General features: G+C 44.0%; 30 protein-coding genes and 3 pseudogenes. 17 read left to right on the top strand and 16 right to left on the bottom strand.

The genetic code is table 11. The annotated features are described in order from the left end of the window. Window positions 1-63: 63 nt before the first annotated feature. The 3 genes from aac(3)-IIe (at window position 64) to RB151_RS08725 (ending at window position 2,421) form a co-directional block, all read left to right on the top strand. A complete protein-coding gene (aac(3)-IIe, locus tag RB151_RS08740; RefSeq protein WP_000557452.1) occupies window positions 64-924 on the top strand; it encodes an aminoglycoside N-acetyltransferase AAC(3)-IIe in 861 nt (286 codons plus the stop codon). Window positions 925-936: 12 nt separating this feature from the next. Continuing rightward, complete coding sequence (locus RB151_RS08735) at window positions 937-1,230, top strand: AAA family ATPase (protein ID WP_000587836.1); 294 nt, start codon at window positions 937-939, stop codon at window positions 1,228-1,230. A 52-nt stretch (window positions 1,231-1,282) separates the two neighbouring features. Beyond that, window positions 1,283-2,421 (top strand): IS3-like element ISKpn11 family transposase gene (locus RB151_RS08725; RefSeq protein ID WP_162832797.1). Its coding sequence is split into 2 segments (ribosomal slippage): window positions 1,283-1,550 and window positions 1,550-2,421, totalling 1,140 coding nucleotides; the frame shifts between segments, so codons are not numbered across the junction. Window positions 2,422-2,486: 65 nt separating this feature from the next. On the opposite strand, the gene RB151_RS08720 is transcribed toward RB151_RS08725, so the two are convergent. The 3 genes from RB151_RS08720 to RB151_RS22925 all read right to left on the bottom strand — a co-directional run bounded on the left by RB151_RS08720 (window position 2,487) and on the right by RB151_RS22925 (window position 4,324). Continuing rightward, window positions 2,487-2,672 carry a hypothetical protein gene (locus RB151_RS08720; protein ID WP_004197549.1) on the bottom strand — a complete coding sequence of 62 codons (186 nt, stop codon included), beginning with the start codon at window positions 2,670-2,672 and terminating at the stop codon, window positions 2,487-2,489. Between the two features lie 272 nt (window positions 2,673-2,944). Next, window positions 2,945-3,496, bottom strand: coding sequence for a DUF6596 domain-containing protein (locus RB151_RS24280; protein WP_002063129.1), 552 nt, complete (start codon window positions 3,494-3,496; stop codon window positions 2,945-2,947). A gap of 67 nt (window positions 3,497-3,563) precedes the next feature. Beyond that, window positions 3,564-4,324, bottom strand: a protein-coding gene (locus tag RB151_RS22925; RefSeq protein ID WP_085947932.1) for an IS5-like element ISKpn12 family transposase whose coding sequence is annotated in 2 segments (ribosomal slippage) — window positions 3,564-4,000 and window positions 4,000-4,324 — 762 coding nt in all. Because the reading frame shifts where the segments join, the coding sequence is not laid out codon by codon here. A gap of 124 nt (window positions 4,325-4,448) precedes the next feature. Here RB151_RS22925 and RB151_RS08700 point away from each other — a divergent pair. After that, a complete protein-coding gene (locus RB151_RS08700; protein ID WP_004197545.1) occupies window positions 4,449-4,721 on the top strand; it encodes a helix-turn-helix domain-containing protein in 273 nt (90 codons plus the stop codon). Window positions 4,722-4,816: 95 nt separating this feature from the next. Beyond that, a complete protein-coding gene (locus tag RB151_RS08695) occupies window positions 4,817-5,104 on the top strand; it encodes a LexA family protein (RefSeq protein ID WP_122037036.1) in 288 nt (95 codons plus the stop codon). A 125-nt stretch (window positions 5,105-5,229) separates the two neighbouring features. Here RB151_RS08695 and RB151_RS08690 read toward each other — a convergent pair whose 3' ends face one another. Continuing rightward, window positions 5,230-6,162, bottom strand: a complete 933-nt coding sequence (locus RB151_RS08690) for an IS5-like element ISKpn13 family transposase (RefSeq protein ID WP_004235553.1) — start codon at window positions 6,160-6,162, stop codon at window positions 5,230-5,232. 199 nt (window positions 6,163-6,361) lie between these two features. On the opposite strand from RB151_RS08690, the gene RB151_RS08685 reads away from it, so the two are divergent. Continuing rightward, window positions 6,362-7,003: a type A-2 chloramphenicol O-acetyltransferase CatII gene (locus tag RB151_RS08685; protein ID WP_011751353.1), complete on the top strand. Its 642-nt coding sequence runs from the start codon at window positions 6,362-6,364 to the stop codon at window positions 7,001-7,003. Between the two features lie 279 nt (window positions 7,004-7,282). Here RB151_RS08685 and RB151_RS08680 read toward each other — a convergent pair whose 3' ends face one another. After that, a complete protein-coding gene (locus RB151_RS08680; protein WP_000812657.1) occupies window positions 7,283-8,548 on the bottom strand; it encodes an IS4-like element ISPa12 family transposase in 1,266 nt (421 codons plus the stop codon). Between the two features lie 523 nt (window positions 8,549-9,071). Here RB151_RS08680 and RB151_RS08675 point away from each other — a divergent pair. Continuing rightward, on the top strand, window positions 9,072-10,004 hold the full coding sequence (locus RB151_RS08675) for an IS5-like element ISKpn13 family transposase (protein ID WP_004235553.1): 933 nt from the start codon (window positions 9,072-9,074) through the stop codon (window positions 10,002-10,004). Between the two features lie 152 nt (window positions 10,005-10,156). On the opposite strand, the pseudogene RB151_RS08670 reads toward RB151_RS08675, so the two are convergent. The 7 genes and pseudogenes from RB151_RS08670 to RB151_RS08635 form a co-directional block, all read right to left on the bottom strand. Continuing rightward, window positions 10,157-10,327, bottom strand: a pseudogene (locus RB151_RS08670) (winged helix-turn-helix transcriptional regulator); the annotation flags it as partial. A gap of 101 nt (window positions 10,328-10,428) precedes the next feature. Further along, window positions 10,429-11,289, bottom strand: coding sequence for a TniB family NTP-binding protein (locus tag RB151_RS08665; protein WP_000344784.1), 861 nt, complete (start codon window positions 11,287-11,289; stop codon window positions 10,429-10,431). Between the two features lie 2 nt (window positions 11,290-11,291). Beyond that, window positions 11,292-11,726: pseudogene (locus RB151_RS08660) on the bottom strand (Mu transposase C-terminal domain-containing protein); the annotation flags it as partial. A 53-nt stretch (window positions 11,727-11,779) separates the two neighbouring features. Continuing rightward, window positions 11,780-12,484 carry an IS6-like element IS26 family transposase gene (locus RB151_RS08650; RefSeq protein ID WP_001067855.1) on the bottom strand — a complete coding sequence of 235 codons (705 nt, stop codon included), beginning with the start codon at window positions 12,482-12,484 and terminating at the stop codon, window positions 11,780-11,782. A gap of 64 nt (window positions 12,485-12,548) precedes the next feature. Then, window positions 12,549-12,728, bottom strand: a pseudogene (locus tag RB151_RS08645) (ArsR/SmtB family transcription factor); the annotation flags it as partial. A gap of 319 nt (window positions 12,729-13,047) precedes the next feature. Beyond that, window positions 13,048-13,302 carry a hypothetical protein gene (locus RB151_RS08640; RefSeq protein WP_071547991.1) on the bottom strand — a complete coding sequence of 85 codons (255 nt, stop codon included), beginning with the start codon at window positions 13,300-13,302 and terminating at the stop codon, window positions 13,048-13,050. Between the two features lie 39 nt (window positions 13,303-13,341). Next, complete coding sequence (locus tag RB151_RS08635) at window positions 13,342-13,608, bottom strand: hypothetical protein (protein ID WP_071547990.1); 267 nt, start codon at window positions 13,606-13,608, stop codon at window positions 13,342-13,344. A gap of 306 nt (window positions 13,609-13,914) precedes the next feature. Here RB151_RS08635 and RB151_RS08630 point away from each other — a divergent pair, with 306 nt between their 5' ends. The 10 genes from RB151_RS08630 (at window position 13,915) to RB151_RS08580 (ending at window position 22,610) form a co-directional block, all read left to right on the top strand. After that, window positions 13,915-14,868 carry a tyrosine-type recombinase/integrase gene (locus RB151_RS08630; protein WP_048821757.1) on the top strand — a complete coding sequence of 318 codons (954 nt, stop codon included), beginning with the start codon at window positions 13,915-13,917 and terminating at the stop codon, window positions 14,866-14,868. Window positions 14,869-14,883: 15 nt separating this feature from the next. Beyond that, window positions 14,884-15,699, top strand: coding sequence for a DUF4365 domain-containing protein (locus tag RB151_RS08625; protein WP_071547989.1), 816 nt, complete (start codon window positions 14,884-14,886; stop codon window positions 15,697-15,699). Window positions 15,700-15,719: 20 nt separating this feature from the next. Next, window positions 15,720-16,727, top strand: coding sequence for a hypothetical protein (locus RB151_RS08620; RefSeq protein ID WP_071547988.1), 1,008 nt, complete (start codon window positions 15,720-15,722; stop codon window positions 16,725-16,727). Between the two features lie 492 nt (window positions 16,728-17,219). Then, a complete protein-coding gene (lepB, locus tag RB151_RS08610) occupies window positions 17,220-17,969 on the top strand; it encodes a signal peptidase I (protein WP_071547986.1) in 750 nt (249 codons plus the stop codon). Beyond that, window positions 17,953-18,306 carry a hypothetical protein gene (locus RB151_RS08605; protein WP_135017213.1) on the top strand — a complete coding sequence of 118 codons (354 nt, stop codon included), beginning with the start codon at window positions 17,953-17,955 and terminating at the stop codon, window positions 18,304-18,306. The genes lepB and RB151_RS08605 overlap by 17 nt, the downstream gene beginning before the upstream one ends. Window positions 18,307-18,340: 34 nt before the next feature. Continuing rightward, complete coding sequence (locus RB151_RS08600) at window positions 18,341-18,862, top strand: GDSL-type esterase/lipase family protein (protein ID WP_048607698.1); 522 nt, start codon at window positions 18,341-18,343, stop codon at window positions 18,860-18,862. Between the two features lie 17 nt (window positions 18,863-18,879). Continuing rightward, window positions 18,880-19,815 carry a restriction endonuclease gene (locus RB151_RS08595; protein ID WP_071547984.1) on the top strand — a complete coding sequence of 312 codons (936 nt, stop codon included), beginning with the start codon at window positions 18,880-18,882 and terminating at the stop codon, window positions 19,813-19,815. An 89-nt stretch (window positions 19,816-19,904) separates the two neighbouring features. Beyond that, window positions 19,905-20,867 carry a hypothetical protein gene (locus RB151_RS08590; protein WP_048607629.1) on the top strand — a complete coding sequence of 321 codons (963 nt, stop codon included), beginning with the start codon at window positions 19,905-19,907 and terminating at the stop codon, window positions 20,865-20,867. Between the two features lie 58 nt (window positions 20,868-20,925). Beyond that, window positions 20,926-21,492 (top strand): hypothetical protein, encoded by a 567-nt coding sequence (locus RB151_RS08585; RefSeq protein ID WP_048607627.1) that lies wholly within the window; start codon window positions 20,926-20,928, stop codon window positions 21,490-21,492. A gap of 41 nt (window positions 21,493-21,533) precedes the next feature. Beyond that, window positions 21,534-22,610: a hypothetical protein gene (locus RB151_RS08580; protein ID WP_176489328.1), complete on the top strand. Its 1,077-nt coding sequence runs from the start codon at window positions 21,534-21,536 to the stop codon at window positions 22,608-22,610. A gap of 94 nt (window positions 22,611-22,704) precedes the next feature. On the opposite strand, the gene RB151_RS08575 is transcribed toward RB151_RS08580, so the two are convergent. The 4 genes from RB151_RS08575 to RB151_RS08560 all read right to left on the bottom strand — a co-directional run bounded on the left by RB151_RS08575 (window position 22,705) and on the right by RB151_RS08560 (window position 26,329). Then, window positions 22,705-24,240, bottom strand: coding sequence for a UvrD-helicase domain-containing protein (locus tag RB151_RS08575; protein ID WP_048607625.1), 1,536 nt, complete (start codon window positions 24,238-24,240; stop codon window positions 22,705-22,707). 151 nt (window positions 24,241-24,391) lie between these two features. Next, entirely contained in the window at window positions 24,392-24,802 is a 411-nt protein-coding gene (gene traA / locus RB151_RS08570) for a TraA family conjugative transfer protein (RefSeq protein ID WP_230683873.1), read from the bottom strand. 62 nt (window positions 24,803-24,864) lie between these two features. Further along, window positions 24,865-25,671, bottom strand: coding sequence for a DsbA family protein (locus tag RB151_RS08565; protein WP_071547983.1), 807 nt, complete (start codon window positions 25,669-25,671; stop codon window positions 24,865-24,867). A gap of 16 nt (window positions 25,672-25,687) precedes the next feature. Next, on the bottom strand, window positions 25,688-26,329 hold the full coding sequence (locus RB151_RS08560; RefSeq protein ID WP_048607622.1) for a hypothetical protein: 642 nt from the start codon (window positions 26,327-26,329) through the stop codon (window positions 25,688-25,690). Window positions 26,330-26,348 lie beyond the last annotated feature (19 nt).

Genomic DNA, 26,348 nt, shown 5'->3' with positions numbered 1-26,348 from the left:
GCTAACTTTGCAACAGTGCCTCTCGATAGGTATAGTGTTTTGCAGTTTAGAGGAGATATCGCGATGCATACGCGGAAGGCAATAACGGAGGCAATTCGAAAACTCGGAGTCCAAACCGGTGACCTGTTGATGGTGCATGCCTCACTTAAAGCGATTGGTCCGGTCGAAGGAGGAGCGGAGACGGTCGTTGCCGCGTTACGCTCCGCGGTTGGGCCGACTGGCACTGTGATGGGATACGCGTCGTGGGACCGATCACCCTACGAGGAGACTCTGAATGGCGCTCGGTTGGATGACAAAGCCCGCCGTACCTGGCCGCCGTTCGATCCCGCAACGGCCGGGACTTACCGTGGGTTCGGCCTGCTGAATCAATTTCTGGTTCAAGCCCCCGGCGCGCGGCGCAGCGCGCACCCCGATGCATCGATGGTCGCGGTTGGTCCGCTAGCTGAAACGCTGACGGAGCCTCACGAACTCGGTCACGCCTTGGGGGAAGGGTCGCCCGTCGAGCGGTTCGTCCGCCTTGGCGGGAAGGCCCTGCTGTTGGGTGCGCCGCTAAACTCCGTTACCGCATTGCACTACGCCGAGGCGGTTGCGGATATCCCCAACAAACGATGGGTGACGTATGAGATGCCGATGCTTGGAAGAAACGGTGAAGTCGCCTGGAAAACGGCATCAGAATACGATTCAAACGGCATTCTCGATTGCTTTGCTATCGAAGGAAAGCCGGATGCGGTCGAAACTATAGCAAATGCTTACGTGAAGCTCGGTCGCCATCGAGAAGGTGTCGTGGGCTTTGCTCAGTGCTACCTGTTCGACGCGCAGGACATCGTGACGTTCGGCGTCACCTATCTTGAGAAGCACTTCGGAGCCACTCCGATCGTGCCAGCACACGAAGCCGCCCAGCGCTCTTGCGAGCCTTCCGGTTAGAGGCCGTCGACAATGATAATCTGGATCAACGGACCTTTCGGCGCCGGAAAGACGACTCTCGCTGAGCGGCTGCGCGATCGGCGTCCGAAATCGCTGATCTTTGACCCTGAGGAAATCGGGTTCGTGGTGAAAGAAACGGTCCCCATACCAGCGAGCGGAGACTATCAGGATCTCCCCTTGTGGAGGGGACTTACGATCGCTGCGGTCAGCGAGATTCGCAGGAATTACTCGCAGGACATCATCATCCCAATGACGCTCGTGCACCCGGACTATCAGAGGTGGCTCGGGAAATCTGCACAGCGGTGATAAGTGGAATTTCTGCCTGACTTCGGCTTAGATGCCGGGAACAGGAGATACCATGACAAGACGACCGCGCCGGAACCACAGCCCGGCTTTCAAGGCAAAAGTGGCGCTCGCCGCGATCCGAGGTGAGCAGACGCTGGTGGAATTGTCCCAGCAGTTCGACGTGCATGCCAACCAGATCAAACAGTGGAAAGACCAGCTCCTTGATGGGGCGACAGGCGTTTTCGGCGATGAAGCGAAGGCGGAACCGGCAGGTCCAACCGTCGATGTCAAAACGCTGCACGCCAAAATAGGCGAACTGACATTGGAGAATGATTTTTTAGCCGGAGCGCTCGGCAAAGCGGGATTGCTGGGCGGAAAGAAATGATCGACCGAACACACAAACTGTCGGTCGCACGTCAGGCCAGGCTTCTCGGCTTCAGCCGTGGCAGTGTCTACTATTCTCCACGTCAAGTGTCCGACGGCGATCTGGACCTGATGCGGCGGATCGACGAACTGCACCTCGACTATCCGTTCGCCGGAAGTCGGATGTTGCAAGGGCTTTTGAGGGGTGAAGGGACCGAGGTCGGGCGGTTGCACGTCGCCACGCTGATGAAGAAGATGGGCATCGAGGCAATCTACCGTCGCCCGAACACCTCCAAACCAGCGCCAGGTCACAAAATCTATCCTTATCTCCTGCGCAAGCTGGCGGTCACCCGGCCCAACCAGGTCTGGGCAATGGACATAACGTATGTGCCGATGGCGCGGGGATTCGTCTATCTCTGCGCCGTCGTGGACTGGTTTAGCCGGCGGGTTCTGTCCTGGCGGCTGTCGATCACGATGGAGGCGGACTTCTGCATCGAAGCGGTCGAGGACGCGCTGGCCCGCTATGGAAAGCCTGAAATATTCAACACCGATCAGGGTTCGCAGTTCACCTCCATCGACTTCACAGCCGTGCTGAAGAAGGCGGAGATCGCCATCTCGATGGATGGCAAGGGCGCGTGGCGCGACAACGTCTTCGTCGAGCGGCTCTGGCGGTCGATCAAATACGAAGAGGTCTATCTCCACGCCTACAAGACCGTATCCGAGGCTCGCGCTGGCATCGGCCGCTATCTCGCCTTCTACAATAGCCGACGTCCACATTCATCCCTTGACCGGCAGACGCCGGATCAGGCCTACTTCAACGCGCTGGCACCAATGATGGTGGCGGCATAATCAAGGCGGAAATCCACTTAGCAAAACGCCCAAAACTGTTCAGACAAACCGAGCCACCTCTGATGTCAGCAACAGATGGTCACGCTTTCCTTATCGCTGGCAGATTTTATCGACCACCTCACCAACACGGTCGAAGTCTTCTGCCAGCAGATCGCTCTCTGCAAAACATAGCAATCTTGTCCTACTGCGGTGATTGGGCAGCCGGTGGCGAAGATCTCATCAACGAAATCCGGGATCTGATCTTTACGCATTTCATCCTCCTGATGGCAGGGCGCCGATCGCATGATCTGAATAAGGTATGATCGTCATGGCTGACTGACCGCGCGACGCTTTCAGCGGCGTTGAGGCATAACCGGAGAGCCGCCGTTCATACGTGATGCGGCCTGCACATAGGAAACATGTCCTCACCGTAGAAGTGCAGCCGGATATGATGGCGCCGGCACAGCCAGCGGACGTTCAAAGGCTCGTCATACCTGTCATGATGCGCGTCCACGTGCGCGCAATCACCGTCAATCGACTGATGTTATCCAACATCTGTCCGAGACCCTGCCAGGCATTCCTCAGCGCGCGTGACCAAGAACAACTTTTGAGGTAGGTTGGTGCTGAGTACGGCCGCAGCCTGATAGGCTGCCGCAGCTTGGTCTTGGAAACCAAGACGCGAAAGGAAATCCGCCCGCGTCGCGTGAAAAAGCGGGTAGGTCTCCACGTCCCACTCGTCCTCAATCGCCTTAAGGACCGCCATCCCTGCAGCGGGGTTCATGGCCCACGACACAGCGACTGCTCGATTGAGGGCAACTACGTATGTAGGGCTCAACAGGAAGAGCGCGTCATATCTCGCCAGTATCTCTCGCCAATTGGTGTCTCGAAAGCTCGCAGCCCGCGCGTGACAAGCAGAAATCAACGCTTGCAGAAGATACCATCCAGTGGGAGACGACATGCGGCATGCTCGCTCAACTATCTCCAGACCTCGACGTATGAGCAATCGATCCCACAAGCCACGATCCTGACGATCGAGCGGCACTGGCAAGCCTTGACGATCTTGTCGGGCAAGCAGCCGAGAGCACTGGAGTTCCATGAGGGCTAAAAGACCAAGTACCTCAGGCTCCTCTGGCTTGATATGCGCTAGGGTCAGGACTCATTGCTCATAGCCAGAAGATAACGGTCGCAGCGAGAGCGATGGCGGAGAGAAAGGCCATTGGGCACCGGTCGTAACGCGTAGCGACACGCCGCCAGTCTTTGAGACGCCCGAACATGATCTCGATCCGGTTGCGCCGTTTGTAGCGGCGTTTGTCGTATTTGATGGTCTTCTTGCGGGATTTTCGACCTGGAATGCAGGGAGTGATCCCCTTCGCCTGTAAAGCGTCACGATACCAGTCGGCATCATAGCCACGGTCGGCCAGCAACCATTTGGCCTTGGGAAGTTCATCAAGCAAGGCGGCAGCACCGGTGTAATCGCTGACCTGGCCTGCCGTTATGAAGAAGCTGATCGGGCGACCACTCGCATCCGTTACGGCATGAAGCTTGGTGTTCATGCCGCCTTTCGTGCGTCCAATCAGGCGGCCCGCGCCCCCTTTTTTACCCGCAAGCTGGAAGCCGTGCGGTGGGCCTTGAGATAGGTCGCATCGATCATGATGGTCTTGTGCTCTGCGGCTTCAGGCACGGCCAGACCTTCCATCATCTGGATAAATACGCCCTTGTCGCCCCAGCGTTTCCAGCGGTTATAAAGCGTCTTCGCCGGGCCATATTCCTTCGGCGCATCACGCCAACGCAGCCCGTTGCGGTTGACGAAGATGATGCCGCTCAGAACGCGTCGATCATCAACGCGCTGGCGGCCATGGCTCTTGGGGAAATAGGGCTGAAGACGAGCCATTTGCTCGTCCGTCAGCCAAAACAAATTACTCATCAGTCGGGCTCCTATACGCCCATCTGAATCACAGCCGTCAGTTCAAATCAATGGGTCCTGACCCTAGGGCTTATGAAATGATGTGTTGTTTATCGCTTGTGTTGAGCTGGTAAAGGTTGGCTGTATGAATGAAATAAATGAAATCGCAGACCGCTTGAAAGAAGTTCGCAAGAAGTCCGGCAAGCGACAACAACCCTTTGCTGATAGCATTTTAGTATCACAAAGTGCTTATAGTGCTTATGAACACGCTAAGCGCGAGATACCTATGAAAGTTTTGCGCTCGCTTGTGATCGAATACAATGTGAATCCGGCGTGGTTCTTACTTGGAACCGGCAATTTTTCATATCTGCCTGAAGCTGAAGAAATGACAAACATCGCGGCCAAGTTGGAAATTTGACGAGAACAACACAGCTTAAAAACTGCCGCCAGAAGGCAGATTGAAATTAACCTTTGTTCATTATATGTTCTTGTAGTGTAGCAAATGGTAATTCAATGATTTTAAGCCCTGTTTCAGTTGCCTATGAAGGCCAAACCGTTATTTTATCCTCAATTGTCGTTCCTGCTGGTTTCCCATCACCGGCCAGTGATGATTTAGAGGATGAAATTGACCCTATTGCTTGGATCGTACCGCATCCGAGCGCCACATTTTGGTGGCGTGTTTCCGGTGATAGCCTTGTCGATGAAGGTATTCACGATGGAGATTTAATTGCCGTGGATCGTTCCGGTAAAGCGCGGGTAGGCCGCATTGTTTTAGGGAAGGTGCGATTTAATCAGTCATGACGATCCAGAGCCTGGATATCCTCCTTACGCGGCAAAGTAAGCACCCCAGTTTGGACAATATTTAATCTCCCCCATCAACTCAGGGTAAGCAAAATGTCACTGCTCCACTGATATTACAATGATTTTCACGACATCCCCGCCAGTTGTCCCGCCCGCACCAAATTGCACATTGCAAACAGCATTGAAAGCCGGTTGTGGTTCTTCATCAGTCCCCGTAATCGTGTTTTGCTGAAACCAAACTGGCACTTCAGTATCCGGAAAGGATGCTCAACCTTTGCCCTAATACCTGCTTTCACATATTCATCATGCAGCGCCTGCTTATTCAGCCGGGGATGCTGTCTGAGCTTTTTTACGGCATGAGGACCTTTGGCAATAAACCACTCTTTAACCCGATGTGTCAGAGAGTCCCGTTTTTCTGCCCCGCGATATCCGGCATCGGCGAAGACAATTGCTACCGGCTCCGTAATCAGGCTATCCGCCGCATTCAGGTCATGCACATTTGCCGCCGTGGTCACTACTTTTTCCGTCAAGCCTGTGGCCGCATCAACAGCAATATGAGCTTTCATACCAAAGTACCACTGATTTCCCTTGCGGGTCTGATGCATTTCAGGATCCCGTTGACCGGCTTTATTTTTTACGGAACAGGGAGCGGAAATAATGGTCGCATCGATAATGATGCCCTGACGTAACATCAGTCCGGCCTGCTTCAGTTTCTGGTTAATCAGTGCCAGTATCTGTTCTCCTGCATGATGTTTCTCCAGAAAATGGCGGAAATTCATGATGGTTGTGCGATCTGGCACCGTGTCACAGATCCCCGCAAATTGACGGAACGGCAGGACATCATGCAGGGCGTCTTCAGCCGCTCCGTCACTGAGGTCAAACCAGAGTTGCAGGCAGTGGATACGGAGCATAAGCACCAGGGGGAAAGGCCGTCGGCCGCGACGGGATGACGGATAGACGTGAAGCAGCTTATCAGCAATATCCTGCCACGGCACCAGAACATTCATACGGTCAAGAAAACGGGATTTACGGGAGGAATAGCTGGAAATGGCAGGCATTGTAAACAGCTCATGATAAAGAAAGCTTTATGTTCTCACATATGACGATTAAATCGCACCTTCCTTAATACATCTTAAGCGAATCTGATATCATTATTCTGTACCAAGCGGCTTACGGAGGACGGGATGCTGCCCATTGAGACAACCAGACTGCCTTCTGATTATTAATATTTTTCGCTATTAATCAGAAGGAATAAACATGAATTTTACCAGAATTGATCTGAACACCTGGAACCGCAGAGAACATTTTGCTCTTTATCGTCAGCAGATAAAATGCGGATTCAGCCTGACCACAAAACTCGATATTACAGCTTTGCGTACCGCACTGGCGGAAACGGATTATAAATTTTATCCGGTGATGATTTATCTGATCTCCCGGGTTGTTAATCAGTTTCCGGAGTTCCGGATGGCAATGAAAGATAATGCACTGATTTACTGGGATCAGACCGATCCTGTATTTACTGTTTTTCATAAAGAGACTGAAACATTTTCTGCGCTCTTCTGCCGTTATTGTCCGGATATCAGTGAATTTATGGCGGGCTATAATGCGGTGATGGCAGAATATCAGCATAATACTGCATTGTTCCCGCAGGGAGCGTTACCAGAGAACCACCTGAATATATCATCATTACCCTGGGTGAGTTTTGACGGATTTAACCTGAATATCACCGGTAATGATGATTATTTTGCTCCGGTGTTTACTATGGCGAAGTTTCAGCAGGAAGATAACCGCGTATTATTACCTGTTTCTGTACAGGTACATCATGCCGTTTGTGATGGCTTTCATGCAGCCAGGTTTATTAATACACTTCAGATGATGTGTGATAACATACTGAAATAAGTTAATTAATACTTTATTTAAGCCACTGTATCCGGAAGGAATGGTGGCTTTTTTTTATCTTTTCGTCGTGATGTGTAATCTCGTTTCAGAATGGTTCAGGATCACTGTACGATAATGCTCCCGTAGTTTGGTAATATCCTTAATAAGAAAAAACAAGCAAAGACGAACAGCAATAGTAATAAAGAAAGCAGTAACAATAACAGTAATAAGTTAGTAACAACACCAGATGCAGTTATAACAATAATAGTATTTCATACGTATGTCTTTAGCGAACTAACATCATGATTCATATGTGATTTCCAACACTTTAAAAGCCCCTGATTTTTGATCTCGCTTTACATTTACCCTCTGGCAATGTTCCGCGAGAAACGCAAAAACCTTACCCAATTCCGCAGCAATTTCAGTTATCCCTGAACAAGCCCATTTTATACAAAAGGGAAGCCACCACTGATTGGCTGTTTTGGCCCCGCTGAACATGGACAACACTCGCCGATATTTTTGCTGTGCTCCGTTGATTAACCAACGCTTGAGCGTTGCCGCCAGCAGACTTCCCCAAATCAACGTTTCGGCTATCGTTGAGTATTCCGTATTAAATTTATTCAAACTATTCAACGATTTCCATTCTTTGAACAAGAGTTCTATCTGCCAGCGCAGACGATACCATTCGCCCACTGTTGCGGCTGGGAATGTGTGCCGGTCCAAATTTGTACACAGACAAACCGGTTTGTCTTTATGGTCAGTGGAAGCAAACAAAACACAACGGTACACCGGACCATCTGGCCACTGCACATCCAAATCCAATTCGCCATGCTTAGGCAATACGGCCAGCCAGCTGCGTAGCGGCTGACAGAGTCCTGTTTGGTTGCAAGTCGCCATTGGATTCACCGAAGCGGGCATCCGAAGCACAAAGCTGGCCGCTTCGTTTTGGAGCGATTCAATGTAAGCTTTTGAAAAATAACCTGCATCGGCCATGAGCAAACAACCACGTAGACTTTGAGCTACGGGGAGATAGTCGCGTTCAGATGCAGTATCTTCGCTCAGAGAAACGCGGACAGGCTGGGCTTTTTCAAGGTCATAGGTCACGTGAAGCTCCACTGCCGCAGGAGAGTGTGTACTGAATCGCCCGGGGAAATGCAGGCTGAGGCCGTCATGAACAGCGAAACTGGTGCCATCCTGCAACAGTACCTGCTTGAAATGCCCCCGATAGGCGTCCGAAAAGGTGTGCATGGCTGGCAAATGAAGTGCCAGCGCCTGCTCAAACACTTGACGCATAAATTCAGGAGTTCCGAGCTTAACTAACTGATTATGGAATGGTTTAAGGCGTACTGACATCGAATGCAAGTGGTTAAAGTAACGATGTATATCAGCGATTGTGCGGGCATTTCCACTTCCCAGGGCACACACAAATGCCAGGCAAAGTTTTGCGGGAGTGATCAGGCGAAAGCGTTCAATCATGTGAGTTTGAACACCAAGTGAATTTAATTGTTGCTCTGAAAACAGGGCTTCAAAAATGGTTGAAAATGCGGTAATTTGATTTTGCTTCATTCGTTTTAGCCCTCTGGGCGTTCTATTTTATTCGCAAAATCAATTAGATCACGAATGAAGCACCTATTCAAATCCTAAAGATCATACGTATCAATAGTATTTATAGTAATAGCACTTACAATAATAGTATTTACAACACCAGAAAGACTGCTGCGACAGTCGTTTTAAACAATACCAGAATGCTGTAAAAGCACCTGTAGTATTAACATTAGTATTAATACCAGTAGTAACACCAGTGAAAACATCATGATGGTATAGAAATATGCCTGAATATGTTTAATTAAACAATAAATAAACCGCCATGTATAACAGAAGATAATATTCTGGTTGGCATTCTTTCTGTTCAGTATAAACATATCGTCCGGCTTCATCAGGAAGGTATATAATAAGTTAAGCTGAACAGGTATATATTTTAGTTTTATTTTTTGATGTTATAAATAAAGTAAGACGATCTGCTAAGGAAGGTGCGATTTAATCGTCATATGTGAGAACATAAAGCTTTCTTTATCATGAGCTGTTTACAATGCCTGCCATTTCCAGCTATTCCTCCCGTAAATCCCGTTTTCTTGACCGTATGAATGTTCTGGTGCCGTGGCAGGATATTGCTGATAAGCTGCTTCACGTCTATCCGTCATCCCGTCGCGGCCGACGGCCTTTCCCCCTGGTGCTTATGCTCCGTATCCACTGCCTGCAACTCTGGTTTGACCTCAGTGACGGAGCGGCTGAAGACGCCCTGCATGATGTCCTGCCGTTCCGTCAATTTGCGGGGATCTGTGACACGGTGCCAGATCGCACAACCATCATGAATTTCCGCCATTTTCTGGAGAAACATCATGCAGGAGAACAGATACTGGCACTGATTAACCAGAAACTGAAGCAGGCCGGACTGATGTTACGTCAGGGCATCATTATCGATGCGACCATTATTTCCGCTCCCTGTTCCGTAAAAAATAAAGCCGGTCAACGGGATCCTGAAATGCATCAGACCCGCAAGGGAAATCAGTGGTACTTTGGTATGAAAGCTCATATTGCTGTTGATGCGGCCACAGGCTTGACGGAAAAAGTAGTGACCACGGCGGCAAATGTGCATGACCTGAATGCGGCGGATAGCCTGATTACGGAGCCGGTAGCAATTGTCTTCGCCGATGCCGGATATCGCGGGGCAGAAAAACGGGACTCTCTGACACATCGGGTTAAAGAGTGGTTTATTGCCAAAGGTCCTCATGCCGTAAAAAAGCTCAGACAGCATCCCCGGCTGAATAAGCAGGCGCTGCATGATGAATATGTGAAAGCAGGTATTAGGGCAAAGGTTGAGCATCCTTTCCGGATACTGAAGTGCCAGTTTGGTTTCAGCAAAACACGATTACGGGGACTGATGAAGAACCACAACCGGCTTTCAATGCTGTTTGCAATGTGCAATTTGGTGCGGGCGGGACAACTGGCGGGGATGTCGTGAAAATCATTGTAATATCAGTGGAGCAGTGACATTTTGCTTACCCTGAGTTGATGGGGGAGATTAAATATTGTCCAAACTGGGGTGCTTACTTTGCCGCGTAAGGAGGATATCCAGGCTCTGGATCGTCATGACTGATTAAATCGCACCTTCCTTAACTTGCCAACGCTGTCTCGCGCTGGGTACTGCGGTTCAACCACCTTGCTTTGCAAATACTTGCGAACGGTGTTCCTGGACAGGCCGCTTCGTCGGGCTATTTCCCGAATCGACGCACCATCGCGAAAATGCCAGCGTCGAATTGCGCTCAATATCGCCACGTTTATCACTCCTTGATTTCTCCCGCCATATCCAGACGGGAAACAGTGTCATACGTGGGTCAAATTTCGACGCAAATCTTTACCCTAAGTGGGTCAATTTTAGATGCAACTCAACAGGCCATGCTGAGTGTGCGATGGTTGATCGCTTCCTCGCCGCTCTCCACGGCGACGATGGCCGCCGCCATCAGCAAGTGCGCCAGTTCCCCTATGGTGCCCTCGCTGCGTGTGAGCAGGTAGCGAGCCATGTCCAGCGTGGCAATTGGGGAAGGCCGGCGCAGCGGGAGCGAAGCGGCGAAGCTGGCCAGCAGTGAGCAGCAATCGTCGTTGGCCTCCCATACCGGCAGCATCATCGGCTCGAAGCGATTTTCCAACTGGTCATCGGAGCGGATGGCTAGGTAGGCGTCGCGCGTGCCTACCCCAACCAACGGGATGCGCAGTTCGTTGCCGAGGAAGCGCAGCAGGTTGAGGAATTCCCGGCGGTTGACGCTGTTGCCGGCCAGCACGTTGTGCAGCTCGTCGATCACCAGCATGCGCACGCCGACCTTGCGCAGCAGTGCCAGAGCCAGTTGCTCCATTTCCGGCAACCGTGGGCGTGGGCGCAGCGGCGCGCCCATCGCGGCGAGCAGCGCGACGTAGAAGCGGATCACGGACGGCTCGGACGGCATCTGCACGACCAACACCGGGATGTGCTCCTGGTCGGCGTCGGAGCTGGCCGGGTGGGTGCGGCGGAACTTCTCGACGATCATCGACTTGCCATTGTTGGTCGGGCCAACCAGCAGCAGGTTGGGCATGCGTTGCTTGTTTGGCCACGCATAAAGGGCTTCCAGCCGGTTCAGCGCCTCGACTGCGCGCGGATAGCCGATCCAGCGGTCGGCGCGAAGGCGCTGGATGCGCTCGTCCGCCGGAAGACGGGCCAAGCCCTGGGCCGCCGGCAGCAGGTGGGACAGGTCGATGATGGGATATTCGTCCACGGCTACCACTCCTCAATCTGGTCGAACGGTTTGGCGGGTGGCAAGTTGTCTGCCTGCGGGTCGGCAATATCCGTATCCGGCGGAACGGGCTTGTCCGGCCGAGCTGATGTCTTGAGGTGCTGGCGGCGATCCGCGTCACGCCGCGCCTTGCGTGTGGCCTTCTGCGCGCTGGTCACAATCTCACGCATCTGGCCGATCATGCGGAACAGCGCCGACTCATCCACCTGTTCGCGCCCTTGCTGCCGCAGTTTCGCCAGCGCCTGCCGTTGTTCCCAGAGGGTGACAGCCGGATGCGACAAGGTACGGTAGGGAATTTCCAGGTAATGCTGTCCCTCCGGTTCCAGGACCCAGATACGGCTGATGTCGCGCGGATCGCGCCGGATCAGAAAGGACGGCCAGCGTTCACGCCGCGCAATCCACGGCTTGAGCGCATCGGCGGGCACTGTTGCAAAGTTAGCGATGAGGCAGCCTTTTGTCTTATTCAAAGGCCTTACATTTCAAAAACTCTGCTTACCAGGCGCATTTCGCCCAGGGGATCACCATAATAAAATGCTGAGGCCTGGCCTTTGCGTAGTGCACGCATCACCTCAATACCTTTGATGGTGGCGTAAGCCGTCTTCATGGATTTAAATCCCAGCGTGGCGCCGATTATCCGTTTCAGTTTGCCATGATCGCATTCAATCACGTTGTTCCGGTACTTAATCTGTCGGTGTTCAACGTCAGACGGGCACCGGCCTTCGCGTTTGAGCAGAGCAAGCGCGCGACCATAGGCGGGCGCTTTATCCGTGTTGATGAATCGCGGGATCTGCCACTTCTTCACGTTGTTGAGGATTTTACCCAGAAACCGGTATGCAGCTTTGCTGTTACGACGGGAGGAGAGATAAAAATCGACAGTGCGGCCCCGGCTGTCGACGGCCCGGTACAGATACGCCCAGCGGCCATTGACCTTCACGTAGGTTTCATCCATGTGCCACGGGCAAAGATCGGAAGGGTTACGCCAGTACCAGCGCAGCCGTTTTTCCATTTCAGGCGCATAACGCTGAACCCAGCGGTAAATCGTGGAGTGATCGACATTCACTCCGCGTTCAGCCAGCATCTCCTGCAGCTCACGGTAACTGATGCCGTATTTGCAGTACCAGCGTACGGCCCACAGAATGATGTCACGCTGAAAATGCCGGCCTTTGAATGGGTTCATGTGCAGCTCCATCAGCAAAAGGGGATGATAAGTTTATCACCACCGACTATTTGCAACAGTGCCGTCCAGCGGATATCAGCGCTGAAAGATGATGGCTGAGCGTGGAGGCAGGAATCTCAAGGTGCTTCTGCAGTTCGCCAACCGGCAGGCCTTCATGACCCGCCCTGACCAGCTCCCGGTATATGCTGAGACGTGTCGGGTGGCCCAGTTCTCGAAGTGCGTTTGCAGCAGTGTTTAAATCCATAATACCTCCTTTATCTATATTTCCAGAATAATAGAAATATAGCCTGCGTCAATCGTTTCTGCCGTGAGGGTACCGCTTTCCCAATCATGCTCTGTCCGCCAGGTTATGGGGGGCAGAGCCAGAGCACTACCGAAATCCTTGCGAATACCCGTGCAGGGAATAATTTCCGCCCCCTTTATGGCCGGAAAAAAAACTGATAAACGTCGCCTTTTCAGAAGGTTGCTTTCTTAACGTGGTTTTTCGCATGGTTGGACCTCAGACCCCTACTACAAACAGGAGAAAAAACACTAATACTTTACTATGATAAATTTGTTGAAATTTAAAGAACAAATATCAAGGCAAAAATAAGTATTAGCAAAAGAATTATAGCAATTGAATAAGCAATAATTTTACTGACTGGTCCATTACGATTATAGGTAATCAAAAATATATTTGCACCAGCAAGAATATATAATACAACAAAGAAAAATCCATTTAATCGAATTGAACCTTCAAATAGAAACATACCAAATAAAACAAAAATCATTACCGAAAATGCAAGACTGACCACCATTTCTAGTTTTTTTAAATTCATATCAACCTCATTGATTAATAAAGAAATTTACAAAAAATATTACTTAATAGACTGATTATATTTATCAATAGCCGCATCGTAATAATCCTTATCTACTTCAATACTGTAACTTTCATCACCTAGCACGTAGAGAATTTTGTAATCTCGCTCGATGGTTCGGTAAATCTTTAATTGGCTATATCGCTTTCCATCTTTCACGGCTTTCTTATTCAAATCGGATTTGAATATGTAAACTAATAACATGACAAATGCTAGACAGATCCAAAATGTAATAACCAAACCAAACCAAACCAAAGCCCAAGTCATTTATCGCTGACATTATCCCTCTCCGAAACATTTAGGTAATTAGTAATGTAAAAATCATTATTATTTTTAAGAACTTACTACGTAATTCCATTATACAACAGTTTAAAGATTGCAAGCCTTTTAATGCGTACAAATACCTGTATTTTAGCTATTCGATGATAAATACCTGTGCTACCCTTTACTCGGTTAAATATACGTTTAATGTAGTAACTTTTTTTATTTTATGATTTATGGTTAGTGATGCTATTTGATGCACCAGAATTCACCACAATTTTCACACCGATTTTCAGCACCAAGGAGGCACCGATGGGAGAGTTAATTTTACGTGACAACGTAACAGAAATTGTTGATGTAAATAACATGACGAAAAACACCAACAATCCAGCAACCAGCTACTTGCTACGGCTGCGTTCCAAACAAAGCCAAAAGACAATGCGCTCCTGCCTAGTGTCAGTGGTTAAATTGTTTCGTGCTATGGACCCGTTTACTTTCGATTGGTCAATCATAGATCGAGATGCCGTTCAATTGGTACTTCAGAAATTAATACTGGAGAAAAAGACACCTAATAGTATAAACCTAATTCTGAGTGCTATTAAAGGGGTGGCTGAAGAAGCCAGAGCATCACGAATTATAGACAGTGATACATATCAAGATATTAGAAGCATACGCCGGATTCGTGGGAACCGTATCGGTCGAGGGCGTTCACTGAGTAGTAGTGAAATAACTGCTATTTATCAACACCTTGATAGCCTAAATACCGCAGTCTCGGTACGTGATGCGGCGATTGTATCATTAATGCTTGGCTGTGGTTTGCGCCGTGCTGAAGTCACTTTATTGGATATGGAAGATATCAATTTTGATAATTACTCCATTAAAATCATGGGTAAAGGAAACAAAGAAAGAACTAACTTCATGCCAAGTGACACGCTCCGTCGTATTCGTTTATGGATAGAAACTGTAAGAGGGGATCATACCGGTGCAGTTTTTACCCGCATACGTAAAAATGATGATGTGACTTGCGATAGAATAACAACCGATGGTTTACGGTATATTATTGATAAACTGGTGAAAGATTCAGCCTCTGATTCATTTACCCCCCATGACTGCCGACGAACCTATGCTACTAAGCTGTTAGAACTCGGTGAGGACCTACTTACTGTCAGGGAGGCTATGGGGCACAGTAGCGTAGCAACCACACAGCGGTATGACAAACGAGGTGTAACACGCTTAGAAGCTGCTGCAAGGAATCTTATATACTAATGATAGGATGGAAAAATGAGATCTGAAACGCACATTACCGAAACAGAAGCAAAAAAAATTGTTAATAACCAGATACCTAGCGATAAGTGGGTGTTACGTTCAATTGATGAACGTGACTATGGGACAGACTTCATGATTGAAATATTTGAAAACAGTAATCCAACGGGTGATTGTTTTTTTGTACAATCTAAAGGAACTGTCAGTTCATTTGATGAAACTGTAAAACTAAGTTTTCCTGTTAAAACAATAAAATACGCATTATTATTTAACGTTCCTTTTTTTATATTTTACACATCCATACCATCAAATGAAACTAAATACATATGGTTACAAAAGTATGTGGAAATACACCTTAATAATAAAAATCAAAAATGGCAGCAACAAGAATCAGTGACAATCACATTCCCTGAAGAAAATGATCTATCCTCGAATATTGAAAAAGTAAATGAACTATTAACGAATCACCGCGCAACGTCACAAAGTTTAGCATTTCTAAAAGTATATGAAGAATTAGTGTTTCACGCTAGAAATGTTTTATCTGGTGAATTTGGAGTGGGTCATACTTGTGTTATTTACTGTTATAAATTAGTAAAATTAAATTGGTTAATTAATTATCTAGCATCTAATACTTGTGTGAATATCGAAAGAATGAGTATTTTCAATATGAAAGATGCATTTGAAGAAATTGCAAGTACAAATATTATTGACAATGAAAACAGGAACGTAATTACTGAACAATTAAAATTATTGAGCGAATTGAAACAAATTATTATATCAACAGAATCAAGAGAAGAACTAGGCTGTGAAAATTACGGTTTATTCCCATTTTAATTACATCAAGTGAAATAAACATGCGAAATCTAACGGTATGGACATTATCTGAAATAACAAAACTATTCGGAACCATTAATGAGCCGTTTTTCATCGAAAAGATATGCAGATTTACCGGACGTAGTGTAAATGATGTCCTCTCAAAATTATTGAACATGGGGTTGTGTGAAATAAACTATAAGGATAATAAGATATCTACGGCTAGGAATACTAATTTAAATCACCTCATTCCTCATTCATCATTTATTCCTAAATTATTAGAACTTGGTTGGATATATGAGTTATCAAACAGGGAGGAATCTCTTAAAGCCCCCAAGTGGTGGGTAAGTAATGATCAATTCCCTATGAGCAACACTAACGATTTGAATCGTAATGAAACAGTATGGGTTAATGAAGAAATTCATACAGTTATCTCCATGATACAAAACAAGATGAACCTAAGCTCAATCGCAGATAAGATACATAGAAATCAATCATCTATAACTACAATGTTAATGGATCTTGGTATTTTGGAATGCATTGACAAGCAAGAAATATTTTTGTCTGAAGTTAATGAAGTGAAACTTTCAAAGTATACATTTAATAATGCGCTTGTTCTTATTAATCATGGATGGGTTGTTACTAGCAATAATTTACATGCGCCTAATTGGTGGCTTGAAAACAACAAGGATAATGAGAATGTCCATAATATCCACTGCAATGAAAGTGAAAAAATAACCGGTAGTGACAGCAGACAATTGTATATGTTTGTTAAAACTGAATTAGAGGGTATCCTAAACACTATTCATGAAAATAAGTGTATCGACGAATTGTCAGATATCACGTATTTGGGTTATACACTGTCAGACTTAACAACCTACATTGGTATTACTTCAGTTAGGGCAGGGCAGCTCACAAGGAACAATAAAACCCACATGAGTTATTTTATGGATAAACCTTATAATATAAAGAAAATGTTGATTAACTTTGGTTGGAAAGTTTCAGAGGATTCATTAGCAGCTCCTGAATGGTGGTCTAATGAAGAATAAATACACTACATTCATTCGGATCATTTTTTTAACCGTCATTTGTGTATATCCAGCATATATGTTAATTCGAAAAAGAAATATAATTGATATTTCAGTATTAATATTAACTGTTTTAATTGCATTAGTAGGCGATTTTGTTGAATCTATTCCGTTAATTGAATTATCTAAGGTATTCGCATCATTCTTTCTTCTTACAATTTATGTATATTGCTATCATATCTATTTTGAACACTCTAAAAATTATATTGATTCAATCAGCTTTAAAACAGTTAATAATAAGATAGGACATCTTGTTTTTTCCAGTGACACTATATGTTATTTTTTGCCTTTAAAAATAAGTAGCCACTTTAATATGTTATGGTTTTATGGATATTTGAGAGCCATAACCATGCACCACCAAAATAGAAAGTGATACTTTTATGACTGTTTACTAAGAAAAAAGATACTACATAACGGGTACATTGCCTTTTTGATTTCTGAAGGCTGAAGGTCATGAACTTCATAAGTACCCTTATTATTGCACTTATCCTACGAATTCTTTACCTCGTATATCGTAAACGTAAGCCTAGTTTTTATACTGTCAGTTTGGTAATAATTTCACTTATTGTATGGTCCGTTAAATCCTACCTATTGGACTATTACATTATCCCTACATCCTCTATGGCACCGACATTGAAAGCTGGTGATCTCATTTTTGCAAAGCCGGTTGATGCGCAAAAAGAGCAATTGATGCGTGGGGATATCGTGATTTTCCGAGCTCCTGCATTCCCTTCATTCATTTATGTAAAACGCATTATCGGATTGGCTGGCGATACTGTCACTTATACCGATGATAAGTCGGTCCAGATCAACGGAAGGATGATCGGGCAGCTAAACCTTCATAATGACCATACGAGTACCTATCAGGCGCTTCAGGAACGTAATGCGCAACAATATGAGTACGTCATTGATAACCGTAAACCATTCGTTAAGCCAATTTATACACAATGGGTAATCCCTGATGGATATGTTTTTGTTCTTGGCGATAACAGGGATCACTCATGGGATTCACGGTTTTTTGAAAATGCGGTTGGAACTCCACGGCATTTGCGAGGGCTTGTTAAAAAGGAACTTTTGATAAGCCGGTATTTAGCCACGGCTTTTACACTTGAGTTTATGAAAAGCGATTTTGATATAGGGGAGAATAGCTTAAAAGTAATTTCTGAAGCTCAAACGGCAGAGGGGAATGATGGGGATAAATAGAAGCTGTATCGCATTAGTTTGCTTTTTCTTGTCCTCTTGTGGTTCTACCACAGGGGCGATCACTACACACGAGCATCTTGTGACGCAAGCCGCACAAGATAAGCATGTCAGTTCTGGTGGCTTCGACAGAGTAGCTGATACCTATGTACTGGCAAGAGAGATTACTGGTCTTGAATCCAACGAAATAAAGCAACTCTATGAGGTGAAGGGGAGTGGCAACACATTAATAAAAATTGATATGGCATCTATACCATGCTCGATATTGCTTAAAAAGAACACAAGTCAAAGTAGTGAGATTTGGCTTATAACTGATATGGGTTGCAATGAATATTTATAAAATCTCAGTAATCAGCTCCCTTTTATTTTCTTCTATGTCATACAGCAAACCTGTTTTTATAGGAGATTCACTTACCTATGAGATAGCTAAAGGGTACAGCACAATCCAAGCTGTTGATGCTCGATACAAAGTAGGTAGCGGATTATCCACAAAGAAGATCCTTGATTGGCAGAGATACGCAGAGCAATTCAGTTTTGAAAAATACGATACCGTTTATGTGATTCTCGGTACTAACGACCATGTTCAAATATCAGAAAAAGAAAAGTACACCTCTAAAGTTCGGCATTTTATCCAAACCATAAAAGCCAGAAACCAAAATGTGATCTGGTTACTTCCTCCAACCCTTAAAGACCCCACCAAAAACAGACTATTAGATAACACTCGGCACGCCATAATGACGGCTTCGCAGATAGAGGGGATCACCACCGTAGATACGCGAACGGTTCTTGGTGAAACATACAAGGATGCCATAGATGGGACAACAGTTCGCACAAAGGATGGAATACATATCACTCCGAACGGAGCCTTACTTACTGTGACAGAGCTACTATTTTAGTAAATTGGAATGTTGTAATGAGAAGAAAGCGTAGATTTAAGAAACGAAATCCCTATGTAACTAATATGAATATTGCATTTATATTCTATATGACCATTCTGGTATTTCTTAGATTTGATTCTATTGCGAGAGTTTTAACTTTAGTAATACCTTTATTCGCTATTTATATGTTATCACCTAGCAGCAAAATATTGAGGTTACACAAGAAAAAGAAACCTGAATGGGCTTCAGTGGGAATTAAAAGAAATGCCCCTCTATTAAACCCTCAAGTTGCATTAGTGATAATTGCTGTTACAACAATAACGGTATTTTTTCTTCGTTATGACCATGTAATAACAACGAAAATCATACAACTAATATGGGGTGATATTAAAACAGCATATGCTGATATTTTTGGGAAAAGCAGTGCGAATAAATTATTCTCTCTGAGGAATATTCCCGTTTGTTCATATTATATTTTCCATATATTACGTTCGTGCGTTGCATTTCTGCTCGTGGCTTATTCTGCAAGTGTCTACTTTCGTTATAAACAGCAAACTATGTTTAAAAAGGTACTTTTTAACGCCACCTATCATGAAGATGCATTGCAATTTATTCGCGAACTATCGTGGAGAGAATTTGAGGAATTTATAAGAGAGTTATTCAACAGCCTTGGGTACAGAGCTACTGTCACTAATTATGGACCAGACGGTGGGAAAGATATCATTATGGAACGTGATGGAATCAAGGTTTTCGCTCAATGCAAACACTGGAAATCAGACAATGTAGGTGTTGCTATCGCTCGTGAAATGGTTGGTGTGCTTGAATCAGAACCCGAATTTAAGCATGTATTTCTAGTCACATCAGGTAAATTTTCAAACGATGCAATTCTATACAGTCACAGAACATCTGACCGTCTAACACTCATGGACGGAAAAATGATAGCCAATAAATTATTTCTGTTGAGAAAGTAATACGATTTTAGAACCTTTGCGCCCTATTCGTAGGGCGTAATTCTATAACATATAGCAGATACACGTAACGCAGATTATTGAGGCTCAAAATGACGGATGTTTCTTCCAATACTAAAAAAAGTGAAAGTAAAAAAGGACTTGGTTTTCTTCTGAATAAAAAATCCGTGATTGCAATTGCGGTTTCAGCGGGTGCAATAGCAGCATTTTTTTTACTCAAGCCAGCAACAGACACGACAGAAATTGATGTTAATTATTATAGTGACGTTGAAACCTCTATTCCTGTTTTTAACAATCCCAAAGAGGCAGAACCAGAATCGAACAATGCCGAGAACGTAGCTAAAACCGATTCTCCTACATTAGAAGTTAAATCCGACACTGTGACAGTTGAAGTTGCTAAAACGCTCTCAGAAGCAGTAAAGGAACATTCTGGCGACACAGAAAAACAACTAGCATCAGATAGCGAACAAAAAAATAATGAAATGCTTGAGCCTGTTAACGAAGCTGCTACTTCAGTAGTAGAACACACTCAGGCATTAAGTACCGACTTTACAGGTCAACCGCCTGCACCGGTAGAGCAGGAACTCAGTGACGTATATTACAGCAATCAGGCTCCAACACAGCAACAAGACTTTAAAAACGTATTCGATGCAGCGTTGGAAGAAAGAAACAAACGTCATGAAAATGACCAAAACCTCGACTATGTAGGGAAGCAATTAACGATCCCATACGCTCCAAATTCACAAACAAAAGTCTATCTATACCGTAATTTTGCGGTGAAAATTTTCCTACCTACACAATCCGAAGCCGTGAAAGAGCTCAACTACTTCATCAATGGCTCCGACCATGACGATCATTTCGATATCAAATTGTTACCAAATAATATTTTGCTCCTATCGAAAAAGCCAAGTTCTGAAGTGTGGGGCGGCACAGACTTATTCATCACTCACGGTAAACAAAATTATACATTTATATTACTTAGCGCGAAAAACCCCGATGAAAGAACGGATTCTATTCATTATGAAAAAGTAAACGCGAACACCACCAATAAATGATCGGTAACTCTCCCAAAACTACCTTACAGCCCTTTTTTGGGGCTTTTTTGGATTCAAAATGGAAAAATACACGAGTCTGAGAACAATAGCTGACGATATTCAGATGTACCCATATTCATATCTTTTATGCCGACAATTATTAAAAGAGGGATACATCGAGGGCGAGGCTGTGATTGGTATCTATAAGCAAGAACTGGTCCAAACTCCGGAGACGGATTTAGCTTACACAAACAGCATTTTGCAATACTCATGGATCGAGACAAAGGCTCATACCGTCATAGACCCTTTAATTGATTTTCGCGACGGAAACCAAGCAATTAACCTTATCGAAAGAGACAAAACAGGAAATTATCATGGTGGCGTAAATCCCTTGAAAATCACGAAGGAATTACTTCCAGAACATCGTTGCTCTGATGAAGTGTTTACTCTCATGAGAGGGGCTGAATCAGAGGCTATGAGGCGAATTTTAGGTTTAGAACAAAACCCTAATGGTATAACAATGACTGAAGCCGCATTCATTGCTAATTTATCAGTCGAGCAATATCTCGGTTATGATAGAGTCATTATCAAATTTCTGGTGAAACATCATTTAGAAATGCTTTTAGCTATACAAACTGATAGTTAATGTTTATCGTATTTTGTGTATCTTACTATAAGTGAAAAACTATGAAACGCCTAGAACGGAACCCTGAAAAATTCGAAGCACTAGAGGTATTTACAGCATTCAGCCGTGAACATGGCTTTAAGCTTAGATCACAAGAAGATACTGAAAAATTTCTTCATGTATTTCGTGACTCTCTCAAAGCATCACAGGAAAATGCAATTTTACTTCACGGCAAGCGTATGGAATCCTGTTTTAGTGAAGTGGTCGCTGGTCTGCATGGTTGTAGACTGATTAAAACTGAAGATACCGGTGATGTAATTTATGATGATGACGAAATTGAGTTACCAGATTACAGACTCATTTTGAAAGATGGGAGACAAATATTTGTTGAAGTGAAAAATTGTAATCAACCTAACCCTAAAGCATCATATTTTCTTACAAATAATTATGTTGAAAAGCTTCAGCGATACAGTGAAATAAACCAAATACCTCTCTTTTTTGCAATATACTATCGTAGTCTAAGAATATGGACTTTACTTCCGGTAACTTCATTTATTGAACGCAAAACAAAATATGAAACATGTGCTTTGCATTCTTTAGGAAATAGTGAAATGGCAATGCTTGGCGATGTCATGATTGCAACAAAGCCTCCACTTATCATCGAACTAGTAGCTGATAATACAAAAGATATTTCTATCAATGATGACAATTATGCTCATTTTGTCTGTGGTGATGTGAAAATGTATTGTGATGGAGAAGAAATTATTGAGCACAATGAAAAAAATATAGCTTTCTATCTTATGAGATTCGGTCAGTGGGAGTGTGGTGAACCAGAAGCGGTAATGACTCAGAGTAATACGTTACAGAGTGTACGTTATTCATTTTCCCCCCAATCTATGGAGGACTTTGAAAAAAATGGATTTTCAATACTTGGTAATCTAAGTTCTATGATAACTGAGGCATTCAATGAACATACCGTATATGAACAGGAAGTAACAGCTATTACCTCTAGAGCGGAACCTGACGTTTTTTCAGTTAAAATCCCTGAAGATTACAAAGGAAACGTTCTTGGGCTGTGGCGCTTCTCTTTAGAAGCAAATCCGGATTTTAAAGTTGGTGAGGATAGAATTACCGAATAATAACTATACTTCATTAGCTTTAAAAATCACCTTGCCGATACAACTATTTTTGGATTGGATAAATGATGGCTATTATCGGCATTTATATATTCTTTCAAACAACATGTTTTTGATTAATAAATAAAAATAGCTCTGCTGGAGTAACAATAGGTATCGGAATATTTTTATTTTTCCTTTTCTTTATTAACGAAATAATTTCCATTATCAACATTGATACTGACAGGGCTTTCGTAGCTCTTGTTACTGCTACATATAATAAATTTAATTCATCATTAATAAATATAAGGTTTTGTCTTTCCTTTGGTGTTTTTTCAATATATTCAACTAATGAAACATAATCATCATCAATCTCAATATATTCCCATTCGAGCCCTTTAGATGAATGTGCAGTTACAAGCGTTAAATCAGCTTCTTTATAATTAATAACAGCTACTTCTTTAATTTTATCAACCAGCTCTAGAATATCAGGCTCATTTTCAATTAGGTGTATCGTCCTTTTCAATGTATTGTCGCCTGAATTTTCTGCAACGCTTACAACGCGGTCCCAATTGGGATAGTCGTATAAAAATGCTTTTCTCTTTATCATTTTCGTATTGCCGATATACAGATAGTAAAAATCAGCAATATCGTCTAAAGCATATCTATCAATACCACCTACGAAGAACACTTTTTTACCGCATCTTCCAGCGTCAATTGCATTGATCAACACAGATAGATTGGTGCGTGAAATCACAGTTCTAGGGAAGATATTCTTGATTTCAGCTTTACTTATGAGCCTATCGGTAATACCGGTCGTTTTAAGGCTTACAGTCTCACCTTTTAGCATCAGTATGGCATTAGCTATAGCAGCTACACATCGTCCAAACCGATATGACGTAGTTAGACGCAATATCTGAGCCCCATCACGTACAGATGCATTTAGGGCATCATTTGCCCCACGCCAGCGGTTGATCATCTGGTGCGTATCACCTACAAAGATTCGTTTACATTCACATTTATCAAGCATTGCCTTCGTTACTAAGTTGGCATCCTGTGCTTCATCAAACAAAATGATGTCGAACCATGTATGTAGGGGAGGGGCGACTAACTGAAAATATTTTATGTAAAAGTCAGGGGGAGCAGGAAAGTCATTTTTAGGGTCAGCTTGTAATTCAAAAATGAGTTTTGAATTTTCTAATGCGCTTTTCCTAACATTTTCAGCATGTTTTTTACCATTGCTTGTGTTCTCTGTTGGAACGTGATGTATATGTAAGGAATAATCATCAGACCTATAAAATTTATTTAAAGTCTCGATTATGAGAAATTGCAATTGAACAGATGTAATGTTTAGTAGCCTTGCCACATCGAATCCATTGAAATTAAACTTCATTTTGTATTTCAAATTCTTCAAATACCGATATGCCATTGCATGAGTGGTGATCACTTTGGTATTAGAAGGAAATTTTTGTGATGCTTCTGTCTGTATGCCTTTGTTGTAGGCTAAGTACAAAATACGTTTATCCGGATTACGCTTTGCCAATTGAGTCAATATGAAGGTTTTTCCAGAACCTGCATAAGCCTGACAACAAATATACTTTTCTTCTGAGGCTAAAATTGCTTCTTGTTCTTGAGAAAGAGTGATTTTTGGCATACCTTTCAATCCATTACTATTCGCAGGAATGGAGAATATCATAGAAATGAAGCGACTTTAGAGGGTAATGAAATTCTTAAGGGAGCGAAATTTATAATAATAAAGCCGTATATAAATACGGCTTTCTGTATAACGAGATTTTATTTGCCAATTATAAAACTGGCAGTGCAGTGGTCACTGCTACTGATGAAGTCATGATACCGTTGATGATATCCGGTGCGTAGTACAGACCAATTGCCGCACCAACCGCCACTGCAAAGGTCATTAACGACTGACGAACAACCGCCGCCGCAATACCAACAACGACAATCAGACCCACTAACACACGTCCTAATGACCCCTGCATATATGCAGTGATTTGCATCCATACTTCTTTGAAACCGGACTGTTCGGTTCCTTTGCCATAGGCGAACATAACTGCCAATGCCGCTACACACAACACAGCTAAAACTACGAAAAGCAGTTTTTTGGTATCAATTTTAGGCATGGCACATGTTTTTACTAATTGCATATCTAACCCTTCTATATTTACAGTATTAAATTGACAGCAAACTACTATCAACGTGGATTTTACATTTACTAATTAATATTTATCTTTTGAAAGGTTGCTAAAACGAATTGGTTTTATTGTGATTTTTTCATCATGACTTCGATGGTGTTTACAAACATATCCATTGGTACAGCACCTTCTATCACACGTTTTTCTCCTGTTTTATTATCAACTATTACCGTTGTAGGAGTGCCTGAAACACCAAGAGCTCGACTTTCTGCCTTGTCTTTATCTAAAGTTAACTTTACAGAATCAGTTTTAAGGCATGTGTTATACGCAACAGGGTCTAACTCAAACATTCCGACCATATCTGCGGTAGCAAAATCAATTTCATGATTCCCCCACATTGAAATGATCTTCCAGTGATTGTCAGTGTTTTGAGCGCCAGCGCAGAGCATTTTCACGGCATAATCCGTAGCATTCGGCTCGTGGAATGGTAGAGGGCTGTTTTTCCATTTCCAATTGACTAAGCCACCGTTCGCCTTATCAACTAATGTTTTAGGAGTAGACGCGAAACGTTGGCAATATGGACATTGGAAATCCATATATGTTACAAGCGAAAATCTTGCGTTTTCATTGCCATACGTTAGTGTGTTGGAATCAAGCTGGACCTGAGAAAGATTGAGATCTGGTTCTTCAGGTTGCGCTTCAGGCTGTTGCACCGGCTCAGTATTTTCGGACAGAGACAAAATTTTGCTTAAAGACTGATTTACACCCGCACTTTCTGTTTTTATATGATTTTGAATAGTAATTGACGAAGCCAATAGTGCATTCGTTTCCTTTAACTCACTTGTGGTTAAATAGGTACTGGTTATTCCTACGCCAACCATTGTAGTTAAAAGCGCAATCACTGATTTTTGATACGTTGATGATTTATTCATAATGAAAAATACCTTTCTACTTTATTGCAGGTGATGGTTCGTTTTGGTTATTAATATAGATTTTCATCCGGTAGTTTTTGAGAGAATCGGGTTCTCCATTTTGCAAAATAGCCAATTCTTCATTAGTTAATTTATGCTCCGGATCTGAACAGTATTTTTCTTTAATACGAATATATTCATTTCGAGAATTTCTATTTTCAGGTGTTTCCTTCAGAAAATAGCTTCGTGAATTTTCTCCGCAAAACGATGGTAATTCGGGTTTGGCATATATGTGCGATGAACTACTGCGAGCCAAACTACTTATTAATAGGTCTGTATGAAAGCTACGGTCCACAGGAATATGCTTTTTGCCTTGGTCGTAGATCTCGTATGGTGATGCAATAACGTGCCTGTACCCTTGTTGTCGCAATGATGCTCCCCCCCTATTCGTATCTTTCCAATTTTCACGATAGGTATAGTCAGCAGGATAAGTAGCTGTTACTGCTTTTCGGGCAATTCGCTTATCAATTACGTCATTGGCTGTACCGCCATAACCCGATTCAATGCTAATTGTGGATGTTTTTACATAATTTCCGCACCCAAATATGGGCTTATCTGCGCTACTGCAACCTGATAAGGATGTCGCAAGCAGACAACAAAATATAAATGACTTTTTCATCTAAGTTCCTCACTGAAAA

Source organism: Providencia rettgeri, from assembly GCF_001874625.1.
In the GTDB taxonomy this organism is placed as follows: domain Bacteria; phylum Pseudomonadota; class Gammaproteobacteria; order Enterobacterales; family Enterobacteriaceae; genus Providencia; species Providencia huashanensis.
This window is presented reverse-complemented; position numbering and strand designations above follow the sequence as displayed.